Origin of the sequence: Streptomyces sp. NPDC048650, assembly GCF_043199095.1 — a bacterium.
Taxonomy (GTDB): Bacteria; Actinomycetota; Actinomycetes; order Streptomycetales; family Streptomycetaceae; genus Streptomyces.
Genome location: NZ_JBICVM010000007.1, coordinates 155,953 through 174,627, shown reverse-complemented (window position 1 = coordinate 174,627; position 18,675 = coordinate 155,953). Strand labels below are relative to the sequence as shown.

Annotated in this window: 13 protein-coding genes; all 13 read right to left on the bottom strand. The window is 66.1% G+C overall.

The window, feature by feature from the left end; genetic code table 11:
* Nucleotides 1-369: 369 nt before the first annotated feature.
* The 13 genes from tuf to nusG all read right to left on the bottom strand — a co-directional run bounded on the left by tuf (nt 370) and on the right by nusG (nt 18,611).
* Nucleotides 370-1,563, bottom strand: coding sequence for an elongation factor Tu (gene tuf, locus ACGFML_RS21285; RefSeq protein ID WP_393545868.1), 1,194 nt, complete (start codon nt 1,561-1,563; stop codon nt 370-372).
* Nucleotides 1,564-1,718: 155 nt separating this feature from the next.
* A complete protein-coding gene (gene fusA, locus ACGFML_RS21280) occupies nt 1,719-3,839 on the bottom strand; it encodes an elongation factor G (RefSeq protein ID WP_393545866.1) in 2,121 nt (706 codons plus the stop codon).
* A gap of 39 nt (nt 3,840-3,878) precedes the next feature.
* The gene (gene rpsG, locus ACGFML_RS21275; protein WP_085925683.1) at nt 3,879-4,349 is read right to left on the bottom strand and encodes a 30S ribosomal protein S7; all 471 of its coding nucleotides are present in this window, start codon (nt 4,347-4,349) and stop codon (nt 3,879-3,881) included.
* Nucleotides 4,350-4,351: 2 nt separating this feature from the next.
* Nucleotides 4,352-4,723, bottom strand: coding sequence for a 30S ribosomal protein S12 (gene rpsL / locus ACGFML_RS21270; RefSeq protein WP_030062899.1), 372 nt, complete (start codon nt 4,721-4,723; stop codon nt 4,352-4,354).
* A 410-nt stretch (nt 4,724-5,133) separates the two neighbouring features.
* Nucleotides 5,134-5,625 (bottom strand): DUF1707 and DUF4190 domain-containing protein, encoded by a 492-nt coding sequence (locus ACGFML_RS21265; RefSeq protein WP_393546394.1) that lies wholly within the window; start codon nt 5,623-5,625, stop codon nt 5,134-5,136.
* A 244-nt stretch (nt 5,626-5,869) separates the two neighbouring features.
* The gene (locus ACGFML_RS21260; RefSeq protein WP_393545864.1) at nt 5,870-9,769 is read right to left on the bottom strand and encodes a DNA-directed RNA polymerase subunit beta'; all 3,900 of its coding nucleotides are present in this window, start codon (nt 9,767-9,769) and stop codon (nt 5,870-5,872) included.
* Nucleotides 9,770-9,869: 100 nt separating this feature from the next.
* Nucleotides 9,870-13,355, bottom strand: a complete 3,486-nt coding sequence (gene rpoB / locus ACGFML_RS21255) for a DNA-directed RNA polymerase subunit beta (protein ID WP_393545862.1) — start codon at nt 13,353-13,355, stop codon at nt 9,870-9,872.
* Nucleotides 13,356-13,983: 628 nt separating this feature from the next.
* On the bottom strand, nt 13,984-14,370 hold the full coding sequence (gene rplL, locus ACGFML_RS21250) for a 50S ribosomal protein L7/L12 (protein WP_393545860.1): 387 nt from the start codon (nt 14,368-14,370) through the stop codon (nt 13,984-13,986).
* A gap of 81 nt (nt 14,371-14,451) precedes the next feature.
* Complete coding sequence (rplJ, locus tag ACGFML_RS21245; RefSeq protein ID WP_393545858.1) at nt 14,452-15,003, bottom strand: 50S ribosomal protein L10; 552 nt, start codon at nt 15,001-15,003, stop codon at nt 14,452-14,454.
* Nucleotides 15,004-15,319: 316 nt separating this feature from the next.
* Nucleotides 15,320-16,162 carry a hypothetical protein gene (locus ACGFML_RS21240; protein ID WP_393545856.1) on the bottom strand — a complete coding sequence of 281 codons (843 nt, stop codon included), beginning with the start codon at nt 16,160-16,162 and terminating at the stop codon, nt 15,320-15,322.
* A gap of 172 nt (nt 16,163-16,334) precedes the next feature.
* Entirely contained in the window at nt 16,335-17,051 is a 717-nt protein-coding gene (gene rplA, locus ACGFML_RS21235; RefSeq protein ID WP_393545854.1) for a 50S ribosomal protein L1, read from the bottom strand.
* An 80-nt stretch (nt 17,052-17,131) separates the two neighbouring features.
* Complete coding sequence (gene rplK, locus ACGFML_RS21230) at nt 17,132-17,566, bottom strand: 50S ribosomal protein L11 (RefSeq protein WP_127151674.1); 435 nt, start codon at nt 17,564-17,566, stop codon at nt 17,132-17,134.
* Between the two features lie 169 nt (nt 17,567-17,735).
* Nucleotides 17,736-18,611 (bottom strand): transcription termination/antitermination protein NusG, encoded by an 876-nt coding sequence (nusG, locus tag ACGFML_RS21225; protein ID WP_393545852.1) that lies wholly within the window; start codon nt 18,609-18,611, stop codon nt 17,736-17,738.
* Between the last annotated feature and the right edge of the window lie 64 nt (nt 18,612-18,675).

Here is an 18,675-nt window from a genome sequence, read left to right as displayed (position 1 = left end):
CGGTCGGGCGTGTCGCGCTCCTTCCCGTAAATCTCCGCACGGGAGATCCTTCAAGAAGGAGAAAGTGGGGGAAGAACACCCACCGGGCGCCTGGCCGAGGCACCCCGCTGACGCTTCCCGGAAGATTCCCGTATTTCCGGCCCTGCACCTCTCGGCGCAATGCATGGGACGACGAATACCTGGGACTCGCTTCCAGTCCTCCCGGCGGGAGGCGCGCAGCATCGGCACTCAACCGAGCAACCTGGACAGTGTGCCATACGCGGGATGTGTAAGGCCAATCGGGGCCCAACTGTCAAGGAGCCCCGCCCACCTAATGGTGAGCGGGGCTCCTCGAATGCTCCGGAGAGCTACCGGGTCAGCCGGATCAACTTACTTGTTGATCTTGGTGACCTGGCCGGCGCCGACGGTCCGGCCACCCTCACGGATGGCGAACTTCAGGCCCTCTTCCATGGCAACCGGCTGGATCAGCGAGACGGACATCTCGGTGTTGTCGCCGGGCATGACCATCTCGGTGCCCTCGGGGAGGGTCACCACGCCGGTCACGTCCGTGGTACGGAAGTAGAACTGCGGGCGGTAGTTGTTGAAGAACGGGGTGTGGCGACCACCCTCGTCCTTCGACAGGATGTACGCCTGCGCCTCGAACTCCGTGTGCGGGGTGACCGAGCCGGGCTTGATGATGACCTGGCCGCGCTCGACGTCCTCGCGCTTGATACCGCGAAGCAGCAGACCGACGTTCTCACCGGCCTGGCCCTCGTCGAGAAGCTTCCGGAACATCTCGATACCGGTGACCGTGGTGGTGGTCTTCTCGGTCTTGATGCCGATGATGTCGACGGTCTCGTTGACCTTGAGGACACCACGCTCGATACGACCGGTGACAACGGTGCCACGGCCGGTGATCGTGAAGACGTCCTCGATCGGCATCAGGAACGGCTTGTCGACGTCGCGCTCGGGCTGCGGGATCGACTCGTCGACGGCCTTCATCAGGTCGAGGACGGACTTGCCCCACTCGGCGTCGCCCTCGAGCGCCTTGAGCGCCGAGACCTTGACGACCGGAACGTCGTCGCCGGGGAACTCGTACTCGGAGAGGAGCTCACGGACCTCGAGCTCGACGAGCTCCAGGATCTCCTCGTCGTCCACCATGTCGGCCTTGTTGAGGGCGACAACGATGTACGGAACGCCGACCTGGCGGGCCAGGAGCACGTGCTCCTTGGTCTGCGGCATCGGGCCGTCGGTGGCGGCGACCACGAGGATGGCGCCGTCCATCTGCGCCGCACCCGTGATCATGTTCTTGATGTAGTCCGCGTGACCGGGGCAGTCGACGTGGGCGTAGTGACGGTTCTCCGTCTGGTACTCGACGTGCGCGATCGAAATCGTGATACCGCGCTGGCGCTCCTCAGGAGCCTTGTCGATCTGGTCGAAGGCCGAGGCCTCGTTCAGGTCCGGGTACGCGTCGTGCAGCACCTTGGTAATGGCGGCCGTGAGGGTCGTCTTACCGTGGTCGATGTGACCGATGGTGCCGATGTTGACGTGCGGCTTAGTCCGCTCGAACTTCGCCTTCGCCACTGGTTCCTCCTGGAGTGGTTCTGTACGCCTTACTCATCGGCGCCAGGTGATCTTTGCTGGGATGCCGGCTGCCGGGGCATTCCTCACGGATTGCGGGGATTACCCCGGCAGACGGTGTCAAGCCTAAAGCGTGTTCCGGCTCTCGGGAGACGGACCTATTCGCCCTTGGCCTTCGCGATGATCTCCTCGGCGACGTTCCGGGGAACCTCGGCGTAGGAGTCGAACTGCATCGAGTAGCTTGCGCGACCCGACGTCTTGCTGCGGAGGTCGCCGACGTAGCCGAACATCTCCGAAAGGGGAACCAGGCCCGTGACGAGCTTGGCGCCGCTGCGCTCCTCCATGGACTGAATCTGTCCACGGCGGGAGTTGATGTCGCCGATCACGTCGCCCATGTAGTCCTCGGGCGTGGTGACCTCGACCTTCATCATCGGCTCGAGCAGGGCCGGGGAAGCCTTGCGCGCGGCCTCCTTGAAGGCCATCGAACCGGCGATCTTGAAGGCCATCTCGGAGGAGTCGACCTCGTGGAACGCACCGTCGAGGAGCGTGACCTTGACGCCGGTCAGCGGGTAGCCGGCGAGAACACCGAACTCCATGGCCTCCTGGCAGCCCGCGTCCACGGACGGGATGTACTCCCGCGGGATACGGCCACCGGTGACCTTGTTCTCGAACTCGTACCCGTCGCCCTCGAGGGGAGCGATCGCGATCTGCACCTTCGCGAACTGGCCGGAACCACCAGTCTGCTTCTTGTGCGTGTAGTCGAGACGCTCGACCGGCTTGCGCAGGGTCTCGCGGTAGGCGACCTGCGGCTTGCCGACGTTGGCCTCGACGCGGAACTCACGGCGCATACGGTCGACCAGCACGTCGAGGTGCAGCTCGCCCATACCCGCGATGATGGTCTGGCCGGTCTCCTCGTCGGTGTGCACCTGGAACGAGGGGTCCTCTTCGGCGAGCCGCTGGATCGCGACGGCCAGCTTCTCCTGGTCGCCCTTCGACTTGGGCTCGATGGCGACCTGGATGACCGGGGCCGGGAACTCCATCGACTCCAGGATCACCGGGTTGGACGCGTCGCAGAGGGTCTCACCGGTGGTGGTCTGCTTCAGACCCATGACGGCGACGATGTCACCGGCACCCACCGACTCGATCTCCTCACGCTTGTTCGCGTGCATCCGGTAGATCTTGCCGATGCGCTCCTTCTTGCCCTTCACCGAGTTCTGCACCTGCGAGCCGGCCTCGAGGCGGCCCGAGTAGATGCGGATGAAGGTGAGCTTGCCCAGGTGGGGGTCGCTCGCAATCTTGAACGCCAGAGCGGACAGCGGCTCGCTCTCGGACGGCTGGCGCTTGATGACCTCTTCCGGGTCCTTGACGGAGTGGCCCTCGATGGCCTCGACGTCAAGCGGGGAGGGGAGGTAGCGCACGACCGCGTCGAGCAGGGGCTGAACGCCCTTGTTCTTGAACGCGGTACCGCAGAACACCGGGGTGACGGTGGTCGCGTCGGCCTTGCCGGAGGCGAGCGTGATGCGACGAATGGCGGCGTAGAGCTGCTCCACGGAGGGCTCTTCGCCCTCGAGGTAGAGCTCCATCATGGCCTCGTCGTTCTCCGCGACGGCCTCGAGCAGCTTGCCGCGCCACTCGTCGGCGGCCTCGGCGTGCGAGGCCGGGATGTCGACGGTGTCGTACATCTCGCCCTTGGCGGCCTCGGCGGACCAGACCAGGGCCTTCATCGTCACGAGGTCGACGACGCCCTTGAAGTCCATCTCGGTGCCGATCGGCAGCTGCATGACCAGCGGAACCGCGCCGAGGCGGTCCGTGATCATGTCGACGCAGCGGTGGAACTCAGCGCCGGTCCGGTCGAGCTTGTTGACGAAGCAGATGCGGGGGACGCCGTAGCGGTCCGCCTGACGCCAAACGGTCTCGGACTGGGGCTCGACACCGGCGACGCCGTCGAACACCGTCACCGCACCGTCGAGCACGCGCAGCGAGCGCTCCACCTCGACGGTGAAGTCGACGTGGCCCGGCGTGTCGATGATGTTGATGGTGTGGTCGACGTCTTCCAGCGGCCAGTGGCAGGTCGTCGCGGCAGACGTGATCGTGATGCCGCGCTCCTGCTCCTGCTCCATCCAGTCCATCGTGGCAGCGCCGTCGTGGACTTCACCGATCTTGTAAGAGACACCGGTGTAGAACAGGATCCGCTCGGTGGTGGTCGTCTTGCCCGCGTCGATGTGGGCCATGATCCCAATGTTGCGGACCTTGGCCAGGTCAAGCGAAGTGGTGGCCATATCGGCTCAATCTTCTCTCGGTCTCGATGTGGGTTGCGACTACCAGCGGTAGTGCGCGAAGGCCTTGTTGGACTCGGCCATCTTGTGCGTGTCCTCACGCTTCTTGACCGAAGCGCCGAGGCCGTTGGAGGCGTCGAGCAGTTCGTTCATGAGGCGCTCGGTCATGGTCTTCTCGCGGCGGGCGCGGGAGTAACCCACGAGCCAGCGCAGCGAGAGGGTGCCGGCGCGGCCGGGCTTGACCTCGACCGGGACCTGGTAGGTCGCGCCACCGACACGGCGGGACTTGACCTCGAGGGTCGGCTTGATGTTCTCGAGCGCGCGCTTGAGCGTGATGACCGGGTCGTTGCCGGTCTTCTCGCGCAGACCCTCCATGGCGCCGTAAACGATGCGCTCGGCGGTGGAGCGCTTTCCGTTCAGCAGCACCTTGTTGATGAGGGAGGTCACCAGAGGAGAACCGTAGACCGGGTCGATGATGACCGGGCGCTTCGGGGCGGGGCCCTTACGAGGCATTCTTACTTCTCCTTCTTGGCGCCGTAGCGGCTGCGAGCCTGCTTGCGGTTCTTGACGCCCTGCGTGTCGAGGGAGCCGCGGATGATCTTGTAACGAACACCCGGCAGGTCCTTCACACGGCCACCACGCACGAGCACGATGGAGTGCTCCTGCAGGTTGTGCCCCTCACCCGGGACGTAGGCAGTGACCTCGATCCCACTGCTCAGCTTGACTCGCGCAACCTTGCGGAGGGCCGAGTTCGGCTTCTTCGGGGTCGTCGTGAAGACGCGCGTGCACGTCCCACGACGCTGCGGCGAGCCCGCCAGGGCGGGTGTCTTGTTCTTCTCGACCTTGTCCTGGCGGCCCTTTCGGACCAGCTGCTGGATCGTAGGCACCGTTTCTCCGGTTTCTTGTCTCGGTACAACTAACCTGGAACGTCACCGACCCACGCGGTCGGGTGTGTCGAAAGCTGTAGACCGCCCCCTCGCGAACGAGGGTGGCAACAGGTTTGCGGTGTCAAAACCCGGCTCCCGTGCTCGTGGCACTCTCCGGCCGAAGTCCCCCAGGGCCTTGATGGCCCGGAGGCACCTCCAGCGGGAGGATGCGCGCACGGCAGCCCAGGGACACCCCAGGCACAAGGTCAGAGCGTACCTACCGCATCGGCCACGGTCAAAACAAATGCACACGCGAAGGACACGCCGGACTCCTCACGGCGCTGCCGCCACCGTAGTGGCATCGATGACAATCGGGAAGAAGGCCGCGGACCCGCCCCGGCCACCCGGGCCGGCGGTCCGCCGTCACGGCCCTAGCCCCCGGTGGCGGCCAGCAGTACGAACACCAGAAGGAACAGCGCCCAGCCTCCGATGCCCAGCCATCCCAGCACGATGCCCGCGATGGCCTGACCGTCGCCGCGCTCACCGGTGCGACGGATCTCCGCCCGCGCCTTGTGGCCGAGAATGACCGCCGGGATCGAGGTCGCACCCCAGGTCATCGGCATCAGGATGCCGCAGATCAGCGCGCCCGTCGCCGAGCTGTTGGTGTGCACCGGCATCGGCATCTGCATGGGCATGGGCATGGGCATGAAGGTCGCAGGCACCCCCGGTCGCGGCGCGAACTGCGCCTGCGGCACCGGCCCCTGCGGCAGGTCCGCGACCAGCATCTGCAGCTCGGCGTGGGTCTGCGCCTGATAGGCCCGGCCCATCCGCTGCTCGTACTCGGGCTGCTGAAGCCGACCCTCGGCGAATCCCGCCTTCAGCACATCGACCGCACGCTCCCGATCCGCGTGCGAGGCACGCATCACCGGCATCTGATTCGCCGGCTGAACGGGCTGCCCACCCTGCCACGGCTGGAATGCCACTTCGCGAACCTCCCCCCGCTCGACAGTTGTCTTCATCTTCTCATCACAGACGCAGAGATGGGAGGACAAGTTCCCTCGCCCAGCCGAACGTCGGTCCGCGGCCTCCAGGCGGTGCCCGGCCGAACGCCGCAGGGCGGCCACCCCGTAAGGAGTGACCGCCCTGTTGCTGTCGTACGGACCAGGATTACTGGTTGTACGGACCGTAGTCGTAGTCCTCCAGCGGGACCGCCTGGCCGGAGCCGGTGCCGAAGGGCGAGTAGTCGATGTCGTCGTAACCGACGGCCGAGTACATCGCGGCCTTGGCCTCCTCGGTGGGCTCGACCCGGATGTTGCGGTAGCGGGAAAGGCCCGTACCGGCCGGGATGAGCTTACCGATGATGACGTTCTCCTTGAGGCCGATCAGGGAGTCCGACTTGGCGTTGATCGCCGCGTCGGTCAGGACCCTGGTCGTCTCCTGGAAGGACGCCGCCGACAGCCAGGACTCGGTGGCCAGCGAAGCCTTGGTGATACCCATCAGCTGCGGACGGCCGGAGGCCGGGTGGCCGCCTTCCGCCACGACACGACGGTTCTCGCCCTCGAACTTCGTGCGCTCCACGAGCTCGCCCGGCAGCAGCTCCGCGTCGCCGGACTCGATGATCGTCACACGGCGCAGCATCTGCCGGATGATGATCTCGATGTGCTTGTCGTGGATCGCCACGCCCTGGCTGTTGTAGACCTTCTGGACCTCGCCGACCAGGTGGACCTGGACGGCACGCTGGCCGAGGATCCGCAGCACGTCGTGCGGGTTGACGGCACCCACGGTCATCGGCTGGCCGACCGTGACGTGGTCACCCTCGCCGACCAGGAGACGGGCACGCTTGGAGACGCCGTAGGCCATCTCGTCGCTGCCGTCGTCCGGGGTGACGACGACCTTCTTGGTCTTCTCGGTCTCCTCGATCCGGACGCGGCCGGCCGCCTCCGAGATCGGGGCGACACCCTTGGGCGTACGGGCCTCGAAGAGCTCGACGACACGCGGCAGACCCAGGGTGATGTCGTCACCGGCCACACCACCGGTGTGGAAGGTACGCATCGTCAGCTGGGTGCCGGGCTCACCGATGGACTGGGCGGCGATGATGCCGACCGCCTCACCGATGTCGACCAGCTTGCCGGTGGCCAGCGAGCGGCCGTAGCAGAAGGCACAGGTGCCGACCGCGGACTCACAGGTCAGGACCGAGCGGGTCTTGACCTCCTCGACGCCCGCGTTGACCAGCGCGTCGATGAGCACATCACCGAGGTCGACGTTCGCCGGAGCGACGACCTTGCCGTCGATGACGACGTCCTCGGACAGCATCCGTGCGTACACGCTGGACTCGACGTCGTCCGCCTTGCGCAGGACACCGTCGGCGCCCGCCGTGGCGATCCGCAGCTTGAGGCCACGCTCCGTGCCGCAGTCCTCCTCGCGAATGATGACGTCCTGGGAGACGTCGACCAGACGACGGGTGAGGTAGCCGGAGTCGGCGGTACGCAGAGCGGTGTCCGCCAGACCCTTACGGGCACCGTGCGTGGCGATGAAGTACTCCAGCACGGACAGGCCCTCGCGGAACGACGCCTTGATGGGACGCGGGATGGTCTCGTTCTTCGCGTTCGCCACCAGACCACGCATACCCGCGATCTGCCGCATCTGCATCATGTTTCCTCGGGCACCCGAGTCAACCATCATGAAGATGGGGTTGGTCTTGGGGAAGTTGGCGTTCATGGCGTCGGCAACCTCGTTGCCCGCCTTGGTCCAGATGTTGATCAGTTCCTGAGTGCGCTCGTCCTTGGTGATCAGACCGCGCTCGTACTGCTTCTGGACCTTCTCGTCCTGGGCCTCGTAGCCCGCGACGATGGCCTTCTTGGCCTCCGGCACGACGATGTCCGAGACGGCGACGGTGACGCCGGAACGGGTCGCCCAGTGGAAGCCGGCCGCCTTCAGGTTGTCGAGCGTCGCCGCCACGATGACCTTCGGGTAGCGCTCGGCCAGGTCGTTGACGATCGCGGAGAGCTGCTTCTTGCCCACCGAGTAGTCGACGAACGGGTAGTCCTCGGGCAGCAGCTCGTTGAAGAGCGCACGGCCCAGGGTCGTCCGCAGGCGGAAGCTGTCACCCTGCTGCCACTCGGGCTCGCCCTCCTCCGGAACCGGCGGGGTCCAGCCACGGGGCGGGACGGTGCCGATCGGGAAGCGGATGTCGACCTTCGCCTGGAGCGAGAGCTCCTTGGCGTCGAACGCCATGATCGCCTCGGCGGCCGAGCCGAACGCGCGGCCCGCACCGATGACCTTGCGCTCCTCTTCATCCGTGGTGAGGAAGAAGAGACCGAGCACCATGTCCTGGGTCGGCATGGTGACCGGACGGCCGTCGGCCGGCTTGAGGATGTTGTTCGAGGACAGCATCAGGATGCGGGCCTCGGCCTGGGCCTCCGCGGACAGCGGAAGGTGGACGGCCATCTGGTCACCGTCGAAGTCCGCGTTGAACGCGGTGCATACGAGCGGGTGGATCTGGATGGCCTTGCCCTCGACCAGCTGCGGCTCGAAGGCTTGGATGCCCAGGCGGTGCAGGGTGGGTGCACGGTTCAGCAGCACCGGGTGCTCGGCGATGACCTCTTCGAGGACGTCGTACACGACGGTGCGGCCACGCTCGACCATGCGCTTCGCGCTCTTGATGTTCTGCGCGTGGTTGAGGTCCACCAGGCGCTTCATCACGAACGGCTTGAAGAGCTCCAGCGCCATGGCCTTGGGCAGACCGCACTGGTGCAGCTTGAGCTGCGGGCCGACGACGATGACGGAACGCGCGGAGTAGTCCACACGCTTACCGAGCAGGTTCTGACGGAAACGACCCTGCTTGCCCTTCAGCATGTCGCTGAGGGACTTCAACGGGCGGTTACCGGGACCGGTGACCGGGCGACCGCGGCGACCGTTGTCGAACAGCGCGTCGACGGCCTCCTGCAGCATCCGCTTCTCGTTGTTCACGATGATCTCGGGGGCACCGAGGTCAAGGAGACGCTTGAGGCGGTTGTTGCGGTTGATCACACGGCGGTACAGGTCGTTCAGGTCGGAGGTCGCGAAGCGGCCACCGTCCAGCTGCACCATCGGACGCAGGTCCGGCGGGATCACCGGGATGCAGTCCAGCACCATGCCCTTGGGGCTGTTGCGGGTCTGCAGGAAGGCGGAGACGACCTTGAGGCGCTTGAGCGCACGGGTCTTCTTCTGGCCCTTGCCGGTACGGATGATCTCGCGGAGGCGCTCGGCCTCCTCGTCGAGGTCGAAGGTCTCCAGGCGCTTCTGCAGCGCGGCGGCACCCATCGAGCCGTCGAAGTACGTGCCGAAGCGGTCACGCAGCTCGCGGTAGAGGAGCTCGTCGCCCTCGAGGTCCTGGACCTTGAGGTTCTTGAAGCGGTTCCAGACCTCGTCGAGACGGTCGATCTCGCGCTGCGCACGGTCGCGCAGCTGCTTCATCTCACGCTCGGCACCCTCGCGCACCTTGCGGCGCACGTCGGCCTTGGCACCCTCGGCCTCGAGCTCGGCCAGGTCGGTCTCGAGCTTCTTGGCGCGGGCCTCCAGGTCGGAGTCACGGCGCTGCTCGATCTGCTGGCGCTCGACGGAGACGTGGGCCTCCAGCGAGGGCAGGTCCCGCGTACGACGCTCCTCGTCCACCCACGTGATCATGTAGGCGGCGAAGTAGATGACCTTCTCGAGGTCCTTGGGCGCGAGGTCCAGCAGGTAGCCCAGCCGGCTCGGCACGCCCTTGAAGTACCAGATGTGGGTAACAGGAGCGGCCAGCTCGATGTGGCCCATCCGCTCACGACGCACCTTGGCGCGAGTGACCTCGACGCCGCAGCGCTCGCAGATGATGCCCTTGAAGCGGACGCGCTTGTACTTACCGCAGTAGCACTCCCAGTCCCGGGTCGGACCGAAGATCTTCTCGCAGAAGAGTCCGTCCTTTTCGGGCTTGAGGGTGCGGTAGTTGATGGTCTCGGGCTTCTTGACCTCGCCGTGGCTCCACTGACGGATGTCGTCAGCGGTAGCCAGACCGATCCGGAGCTCATCGAAGAAGTTGACGTCGAGCACTATGCGTCAATCCCTCTCAGGGTTGTAAGTCTTAGGGGTCTGAAACGGGGGTCCTGGGGCCGGCCGGGGAACCATCACTGGCTCCCCGGCCGAACTCCCGTCAGACCTCTTCGACGCTGCTCGGCTCGCGCCGGGACAGGTCGATGCCGAGCTCCTCCGCAGCGCGGAAGACGTCCTCGTCGGTGTCGCGCATCTCGATGGACATGCCGTCCGAGGACAGCACCTCCACGTTGAGGCACAGGGACTGCATCTCCTTGATGAGCACCTTGAAGGACTCGGGGATGCCGGGCTCGGGGATGTTCTCGCCCTTGACGATGGCCTCGTAGACCTTCACGCGGCCGGTCACGTCGTCGGACTTGATCGTCAGCAGCTCCTGGAGGGCGTATGCGGCGCCGTAAGCCTCCAGCGCCCACACCTCCATCTCACCGAAGCGCTGGCCACCGAACTGAGCCTTACCACCCAGCGGCTGCTGGGTGATCATCGAGTACGGACCGGTCGAACGCGCGTGGAGCTTGTCGTCGACCAGGTGGTGCAGCTTGAGGATGTACATGTACCCGATCGAGATCGGGTCCGGGAACGGCTCTCCGGAGCGGCCGTCGAACAGGCGCGCCTTGCCGGAGCCCTTGACCATCCGCTCGCCGTCGCGGTTGGGAATCGTCGACTCGAAGAGACCGGAGATCTCGTCCTCGCGCGCACCGTCGAACACCGGGGTGGCGACGTTGGAGCCGGGGGCGACCTCGTCGGCGGAGATCGAGTGGAGACGCTTCTTCCACTCCTCCTCGACGCCCTCGACCTTCCAGCCCTGGCTGGCGAGCCAGCCGAGGTGGATCTCCAGGACCTGACCCGGGTTCATTCGGGACGGGACACCCAGCGGGTTGAGGATGATGTCGACCGCGGTGCCGTCCTCGAGGAACGGCATGTCCTCGACCGGCAGGATCTTCGAGATGACGCCCTTGTTGCCGTGACGGCCGGCGAGCTTGTCACCATCGGTGATCTTGCGCTTCTGCGCGACGTAGACGCGGACCAGCTGGTTCACGCCCGGGGGCAGCTCGTCGCCCTCTTCGCGGTCGAAGACGCGGACGCCGATGACCTTGCCGATCTCACCGTGCGGCACCTTCAGCGAGGTGTCGCGCACCTCGCGCGCCTTCTCACCGAAGATCGCGCGGAGCAGGCGCTCCTCGGGGGTCAGCTCGGTCTCGCCCTTGGGCGTGACCTTGCCGACGAGGATGTCGCCGGCGACGACCTCGGCACCGATCCGGATGATGCCGCGCTCGTCGAGGTCGGACAGGACCTCTTCGGAGACGTTCGGGATGTCCCGGGTGATCTCCTCCGGGCCGAGCTTGGTGTCACGGGCGTCGACCTCGTGCTCCTCGATGTGGATCGAGGAGAGGACGTCGTCCTGCACGAGGCGCTGCGACAGGATGATCGCGTCCTCGTAGTTGTGACCCTCCCACGGCATGAACGCGACGAGCAGGTTCTTGCCGAGGGCCATCTCGCCCTCTTCGGTGGACGGACCGTCGGCGAGGACCTGGCCCTCGATGACGCGCGCGCCCTCGTCCACGACGACCTTCTGGTTGAAGGAGGTGCCCTGGTTGGAGCGGGTGAACTTGGCGACGCGGTACGTGGTGTACGTGCCGTCGTCGTTGGCGACGGTGATGTAGTCCGCGGAGACCTCCTGGACCACACCGTCCTTCTCCGCCTTGATGACGTCACCGGCGTCGACCGCGCAGCGGTACTCCATGCCGGTGCCGACCAGCGGCGACTCCGCCTTGATCAGCGGAACGGCCTGGCGCATCATGTTCGATCCCATGAGCGCGCGGTTGGCGTCGTCGTGCTCGAGGAACGGGATCATGGCGGTCGCGGCCGACACCATCTGGCGCGGCGAGACGTCCATGAAGTCCACCTCGTCGGCGGGGACGAGGTCGACCTCGCCGCCACGGCGACGGACCAGCACACGCTGCTCGGAGAACCGCATGTCCTCGGACAGCTTGGCGTTGGCCTGCGCGATCAGGAAGCGGTCCTCCTCATCTGCGGTGAGGTAGTCCACCTCCTCGGTGACCTGGCCGTCGACGACCTTGCGGTAGGGCGTCTCGATGAAGCCGAAGACGTTGACCCGGCCGTAGGAGGCCAGCGAACCGATCAGACCGATGTTGGGACCTTCAGGGGTCTCGATCGGGCACATGCGGCCGTAGTGCGAGGGGTGCACGTCACGGACGTCCAGGCCGGCCCGCTCACGGGAGAGACCACCCGGGCCCAGCGCCGACAGACGACGCTTGTGGGTCAGACCCGACAGCGGGTTGGTCTGGTCCATGAACTGGGACAGCTGGCTGGTGCCGAAGAACTCCTTGATGGAGGCGACGACCGGCCGGATGTTGATCAGGGTCTGCGGCGTGATCGCCTCGACGTCCTGGGTGGTCATGCGCTCACGCACGACGCGCTCCATACGGGCCAGACCCGTGCGGACCTGGTTCTGGATGAGCTCGCCGACGTTGCGCAGACGACGGTTGCCGAAGTGGTCGATGTCGTCGGTCTCGACGACGATCGTCCGGCCGGACTCGCCCAGCGTCTCGGTCTCACCCGCGTGCAGCTTGACCAGGTACTTGATCGTCGCGATGACGTCGTCGGTGGTCAGCACGCCGGCGTCGAGCGGCTCGTCGCCGCCGAGCTTCTTGTTGACCTTGTACCGGCCGACCTTGGCGAGGTCGTAGCGCTTGGGGTTGAAGTAGAGGTTCTCGAGCAGCGTCTGCGCGGCCTCCCGGGTCGGCGGCTCGCCCGGACGCAGCTTGCGGTAGATGTCGAGCAGCGCGTCGTCCTGGCCCTGGGTGTGGTCCTTCTCCAGGGTGGCGCGCATGGACTCGTACTCGCCGAACTCCTCAAGGATCTGCTCGGTGGTCCACCCGAGCGCCTTGAGCAGGACGGTGACGGACTGCTTGCGCTTGCGGTCGATGCGCACACCGACCATGTCGCGCTTGTCGATCTCCATCTCGAGCCAGGCACCCCGGGACGGGATGATCTTGGCGGAGAAGATGTCCTTGTCGGACGTCTTGTCGATGGAGCTGTCGAAGTAGACACCCGGCGAGCGGACCAGCTGCGAGACGACGACACGCTCGGTGCCGTTGATGCAGAAGGTGCCCTTGTTGGTCATGAGCGGGAAGTCGCCCATGAAGACCGTCTGAGACTTGATCTCGCCGGTCTCGTTGTTGGTGAACTCGGCGGTGACGAACAGCGGAGCCGCGTACGTGAAGTCGCGCTCCTTGCACTCGTCGATGGAGTTCTTCGGGGGCTCGAAGCGGTGGTCGCGGAACGTCAGCGACATCGACCCGGAGAAGTCCTCGATCGGCGAGATCTCTTCAAAGATCTCTTCGAGACCGGACTTGGTGGGAACTTCCTGCCCACTCTCCAGCGCAGCCTCGACGCGACCCTTCCATGCGGCATTGCCGAGCAGCCAGTCGAAGCTTTCGGTCTGCAGCGCAAGGAGGTTCGGAACCCCGAGGGGCTCCTTGATCTTCGCAAAAGAGATGCGCAGCGGGGCAGTGCTGTCGCCGTTGTTCGTATTGGCAGTCGAGGCGTTGCGCGAGGCGGCCAAGAGGGGGTCCTTCCGAGGGCTCGGACTCACTACGCGCGTACCGGTCCCGAACGAACAAAGTGAGAGAAAGCCCTGGTCAGGGCGTATCATTCAGCAATGCTCGGGCTCGGGTATGCCCCTGGTGACGGGCAGGGAGCAGCTAACAGGCAGCGCAAAGGGTCAGTGTAGCCACTTGGCACACTGATGTCCAGAGCGAGTTTCCGGAGACCGGTTCATCGCTGTGATACCGATCTTCTCCCTCCGGGAGGGCGCGTCCTCCTCGTCGGAGGAGCCCCTCGTTGTTCTTCTCTTCGCCCAATGCCCTGCGCCTGCCGAAAGCCCTTGCGCCAGTGGCGCACACCGATGCTTCCCTCTTCGTCCGCGATCCATGCCTCGAACCCTGGATCGCTTCTGCGTCGCGTCCCGAGAATTGCGCGCCGCGTCCGGTTCGTCAAGGCCCCCCACCTCTGGGAGATCGTCACATGGGGGCACGTCCGGGCAGCGAAGATCACCATACTCGCACTCAGGCGCGAGACAACGCAGCCGTGACGAGCACGCCGAAGGGCGACCACCCGCATGGGTGATCGCCCTTCGCAGTGCCCAGGGGCGCCGTCAGGCGCTCAGGACGTGAGCCAGAGGCTCAGTGGGGTCACTTGACCTCGACGGAGGCGCCGGCGCCCTTGAGGGCCTCGGCGGCCTTCTCGGCGGCAGCCTTGTCGACCTTCTCGACGACGGCCTTGGGGGTGCCGTCGACGAGGTCCTTGGCCTCCTTCAGGCCCAGGGAGGTCAGCTCACGCACGACCTTGATGACCTGGATCTTCTTGTCGCCCGCACCGGTGAGGATGACGTCGAACTCGTCCTGCTCCTCGGCCTCGGCGGCGGCCGGGGCACCCGGGGCGCCGGCGGCGGCAACGGCGACGGGGGCGGCGGCCTCGACGTCGAACTTGTCCTCGAACGCCTTCACGAACTCGGAGAGCTCGATGAGGGTCATGCCCTCGAACTGCGCGAGCAGGTCTTCCTGGCTGAGCTTCGCCATGGTGGCGGTCCTTCCACTAATTCGGCTGGTGCCGGATGTACATGAATGGCGGGCGTACGGGCCCGCTGGGCTTCCGAGTGGTTACTCGGCAGCCTCGGCGGGAGCCGGCGTACCGGCACCGCCCTGCTCGACCTTGCTGCGAAGCGCCTCCGCGGTGCGGACGAACTTCGTGAGCGGGGCCTGGAAAGTCGCCGCGGCCTTGGCCGTGGACGCCTTCATGCCACCCGCCAGCTTGGCGAGCAGAACCTCGCGGGACTCGAGGTCCGCAAGCTTCTTGATCTCGTCGGCGGACAGCGCCTTGCCTTCAAGGACACCGCCCTTGATGACGAGAGCGGGGTTCTCCTTGGCGAAGTCACGGAGACCCTTCGCCGCCGTGACCGGGTCACCGGTCACGAAGGCGACAGCGGTCGAGCCCTTGAGGTGCTCGTCCAGCTGAATCCCGGCCTCCTTGGCCGCGATCTGGGTCAGCGTGTTCTTCACCACACGGTACTGAGCGTTCTCGCCGAGAGAACGGCGCAGCTCCTTGAGCTGTGCCACCGTCAGTCCGGTGTAAGAGGTCACAACAGCTGCGTTGGAGTCACGGAGCTTCCCCGTGATCTCCGCAACGGCTGCGATCTTGTCGGACGTCGCCATGAGCCTCGGCCTCCTTCCGGGTGATGAGGACCGCGCAGAAGGGGCTGGGCAAAACAAACGCCCCGGCGCAGGCGCACGGGGCGTGACTCGACCGGGCGGAATCCGTCCGGGAGTTCATCCATACACACCTGCGCAGGCCGTCCGCAGCTAGCGGATCCTTCGGCCGCCACACGTCCGTGATCGAACGCGCAGAGACAACCAGCGGTCTTTGGCTTCTTGGGTACGGTACGTGAGCGGCCTGCTCTCAGGCAAATCGGCGAAGCGGGGGCATCCTCGACGCCCCCGCTCCGGCCTCAGATCGCCTGTGGCGCAGCCGTCAGGCGCCGGGAGGCGTGGTGACCTGGCTCGCCGACGGCGGGGTCACATCGACCTTGGTGCCGTACTTCGCGTAGTACGCCGTCGACTCGGTGCTCTGCTTACCGCCGAGCTTCTCCTGCTTCTTGACCAGCAGGTTGTTCGAGTCGATCCAGATGTCGAGCTTCTCGCTCTTCGTGCCGGACTTCTCCAGCTGCTTCTTGATCGCCGCCTGGGCCGCCGGGCTGAGCTTCTTGCCCTGCACATCCAGCGAGATGGTGCCGCTGTAGTGGGTCGCCTGGACGCCGCGGACGTCCTCCTTGCCGACCACCTTGACGTCCTGCGCGGCGCTCATCCACTCGATGGGGTTCCTCGGGCTGGCGGTCGCGAGGAGCTCCTTCAGCATGGAGCCGCTGGCACCCGGCTGCTTCGCCAGGGCGTCGTACGAGTACTTCATCCACGGCTTGCCGCCGGGCAGGCCCATGTTCATGTACACCGCGTCCTTGGTGTACAGCATCTTCATGGGCTTGCCCTTGCTGCCGGGCATGGTCGTCTCGACGCTCATCTGCGTGCCGTCGCTCCAGTCGAGGCCGCCCTTGGTGGACTGCTCGCCCTGGGCGGTCTTCGTGGTGCCGTCCATCTGCACGGACTTCTTGGCGTCGGTCGCCGTCTGGGCGGCCTTCAGGGCGTCGGCCGGGTTCTGCGAGGATCCCGGCTTCTGTCCTGCCGCGTCACTCCCACCACCGCTGCTGCTGCCGCCGCTGCCGTTGCCGGCAGCCTTGCCACCGTCGTCGTTACAGGCGCTCAGACCGGCGACCATGATGACAACACCCGCCGCGATGGCGGTGATACGCGTACTACGCACGTGAGGCTCCCCCTTAGTTCTCCTCTATGGACCTCGGGGGCGACTGTAGTGCAGAACTCCGGCAGCACATGCGTCAGGCCCCGCTTCCCTTGACGGGGAGCGGGGCCTGACGGCAGGGATCACGCGCTACGAGGCGTCGTCGATCGACCGGTCCGCGAGGACCGGGCGAGGATCAGACAGCCTCGTCCTCGACGAGGAGGTTGCGGGTGCGGTTGGCGTCCAGCGGGATGCCGGGGCCCATCGTGGTGGTGATGGTCGCCTTCTTGATGTAGCGGCCCTTCGCGGCGGACGGCTTGAGGCGGTTGATCTCCTCGAGCGCCGCGGCGTAGTTCTCCACCAGCTTGGCGTCGTCGAAGGACACCTTGCCGATGATGAAGTGGAGGTTCGCGTGCTTGTCCACGCGGAACTCGATCTTGCCGCCCTTGATGTCGGTGACAGCCTTGGCGACATCGGGGGTGACGGTGCCGGTCTTCGGGTTCGGCATCAGACCACGCGGACCGAGCACGCGACCGAGGCGGCCGACCTTGCCCATCAGGTCCGGGGTGGCGACGACGGCGTCGAAGTCCAGGCGGCCCTTGGAGACCTCGTCGATCAGTTCGTCCGAGCCGACGATGTCGGCGCCGGCGGCTTCCGCGGCCGCAGCACGGTCACCGGTCGCGAAGACCAGGACCCGGGCGGTCTTACCGGTGCCGTGCGGGAGGTTCACGGTGCCACGGACCATCTGGTCGGCCTTGCGCGGGTCGACACCCAGACGCATGGCGACCTCGACGGTCGAGTCGAACTTGGCGGACGAGGTGTCCTTGGCGAGACGGACGGCCTCGAGCGGGGCGTACTGACGCTCCCGGTCGATCTTCGCGTCCGCGTTGCGAAGAGTCTTGCTGCGCTTCACTTCTGCTCCTGATGCAAAGGGGTGGAGTCGTGGTGCGGACCAGCGCCTGGTCCTGCCACGGGTTGCCTGAGGGCTGAGGTTCAGCCCTCGACCGTGATGCCCATGGAACGGGCGGTGCCGGCGATGATCTTCGACGCGGCGTCCAGGTCGTTGGCGTTCAGGTCGGGCATCTTGGTGGTGGCGATCTCGCGGACCTGCGCCTCGGTGATCTTGGCGACCTTGGTCTTGTGCGGCTCGCCGGAGCCCTTCTCCACGCCCGCGGCCTTCAGGATGAGCTTCGCGGCCGGCGGGGTCTTGGTGATGAAGGTGAAGGAGCGGTCTTCGTAGACCGTGATCTCCACCGGCACGACCATGCCACGCTGCGACTCGGTCGCGGCGTTGTAGGCCTTGCAGAACTCCATGATGTTGACGCCGTGCTGGCCCAGCGCGGGGCCGACCGGCGGAGCCGGGTTGGCGGCGCCGGCGCTGATCTGGAGCTTGATAAGCCCCGTGACCTTCTTCTTCTTGGGAGGCATGCTCTCTCCGGGTCCTAGTGAGAGTTGTTTCGCCCCGCAATCCGGTCATCCGGATGGAGGCATACCGCACAACGATAACGGGTATGGTCGCGCGGCCAAAAACCGAGCAGGTCAGACAGGCCGCGAAGCCCGTCTGACCTGCTCGGTACGGCTGGTGTTCCGGAAGAACCTAGTTCTTCTGGATCTGGTCGAAGCTGAGCTCGACCGGGGTCTCGCGGCCGAAGATCTCGACCAGGCCCTTGACCTTCTTCGAGTCGGCGTTGATCTCGTTGATCGTCGCCTGCAGCGTCGCGAACGGACCGTCGGTGACGGTGACCGCGTCGCCCACCTCGAAGTCGAGCACCTGGACCTCGACCTTGCGGGACGGAGCCGGTCGGCCCTCGGCCGCCGCGGCTTCCTTGGCGGCCTTCTCCTCGGCCTCCGGGGCGAGCATCTTGACGATCTCGTCCAGCGTCAGCGGGTACGGGTCGTAGGCGTTGCCGACGAAGCCGGTGACGCCCGGGGTGTTGCGGACGACGCCCCAGGACTCGTTCGTGAGGTCCATCCGCACCAGCACATAGCCGGGGAGCTTGTTCTGGCGGATGGTCTTGCGCTCGCCGTTCTTGATCTGGGCGACCTCTTCCTGCGGCACCTCGGCCTGGAAGATGAAGTCCTCGACGTTCAGCGAGACGGCACGCTGTTCGAGGTTGGTCTTCACGCGGTTCTCGTAGCCCGCGTAGGTGTGGATGACGTACCACTCACCAGGGAGGCCACGCAGCTCGTCACGGAGAGCGGCCACCGGGTCGACCGGCTCCTGCTCCTCCTCGAGCTCGTCCTCGGCCACCTCTGCGACGGCTTCGGCGTCCTCTTCGATGTGCACCGCGGCCTCTTCGGCGGGCTCGCCGGCAGCAGCTTCCTCGGCGTCGATCTCGTCGGCACCGTCGGCGTTCTCGACGATCTCCAGAGCGGTGTCATCGCCCTCGACCTCGGCCGAGACGGCCTCGTCAACCTCGGCCTCTGCAGCCGCGACGGGCTTGGCGGCGTCGTTCAGGTTCGGGTCAGACACGTGGCTGCTTCTTCCTTGCTTCAAGGGGTTGAACGTGCGAAGGGCCGCCCGCTGAGGTACCCCC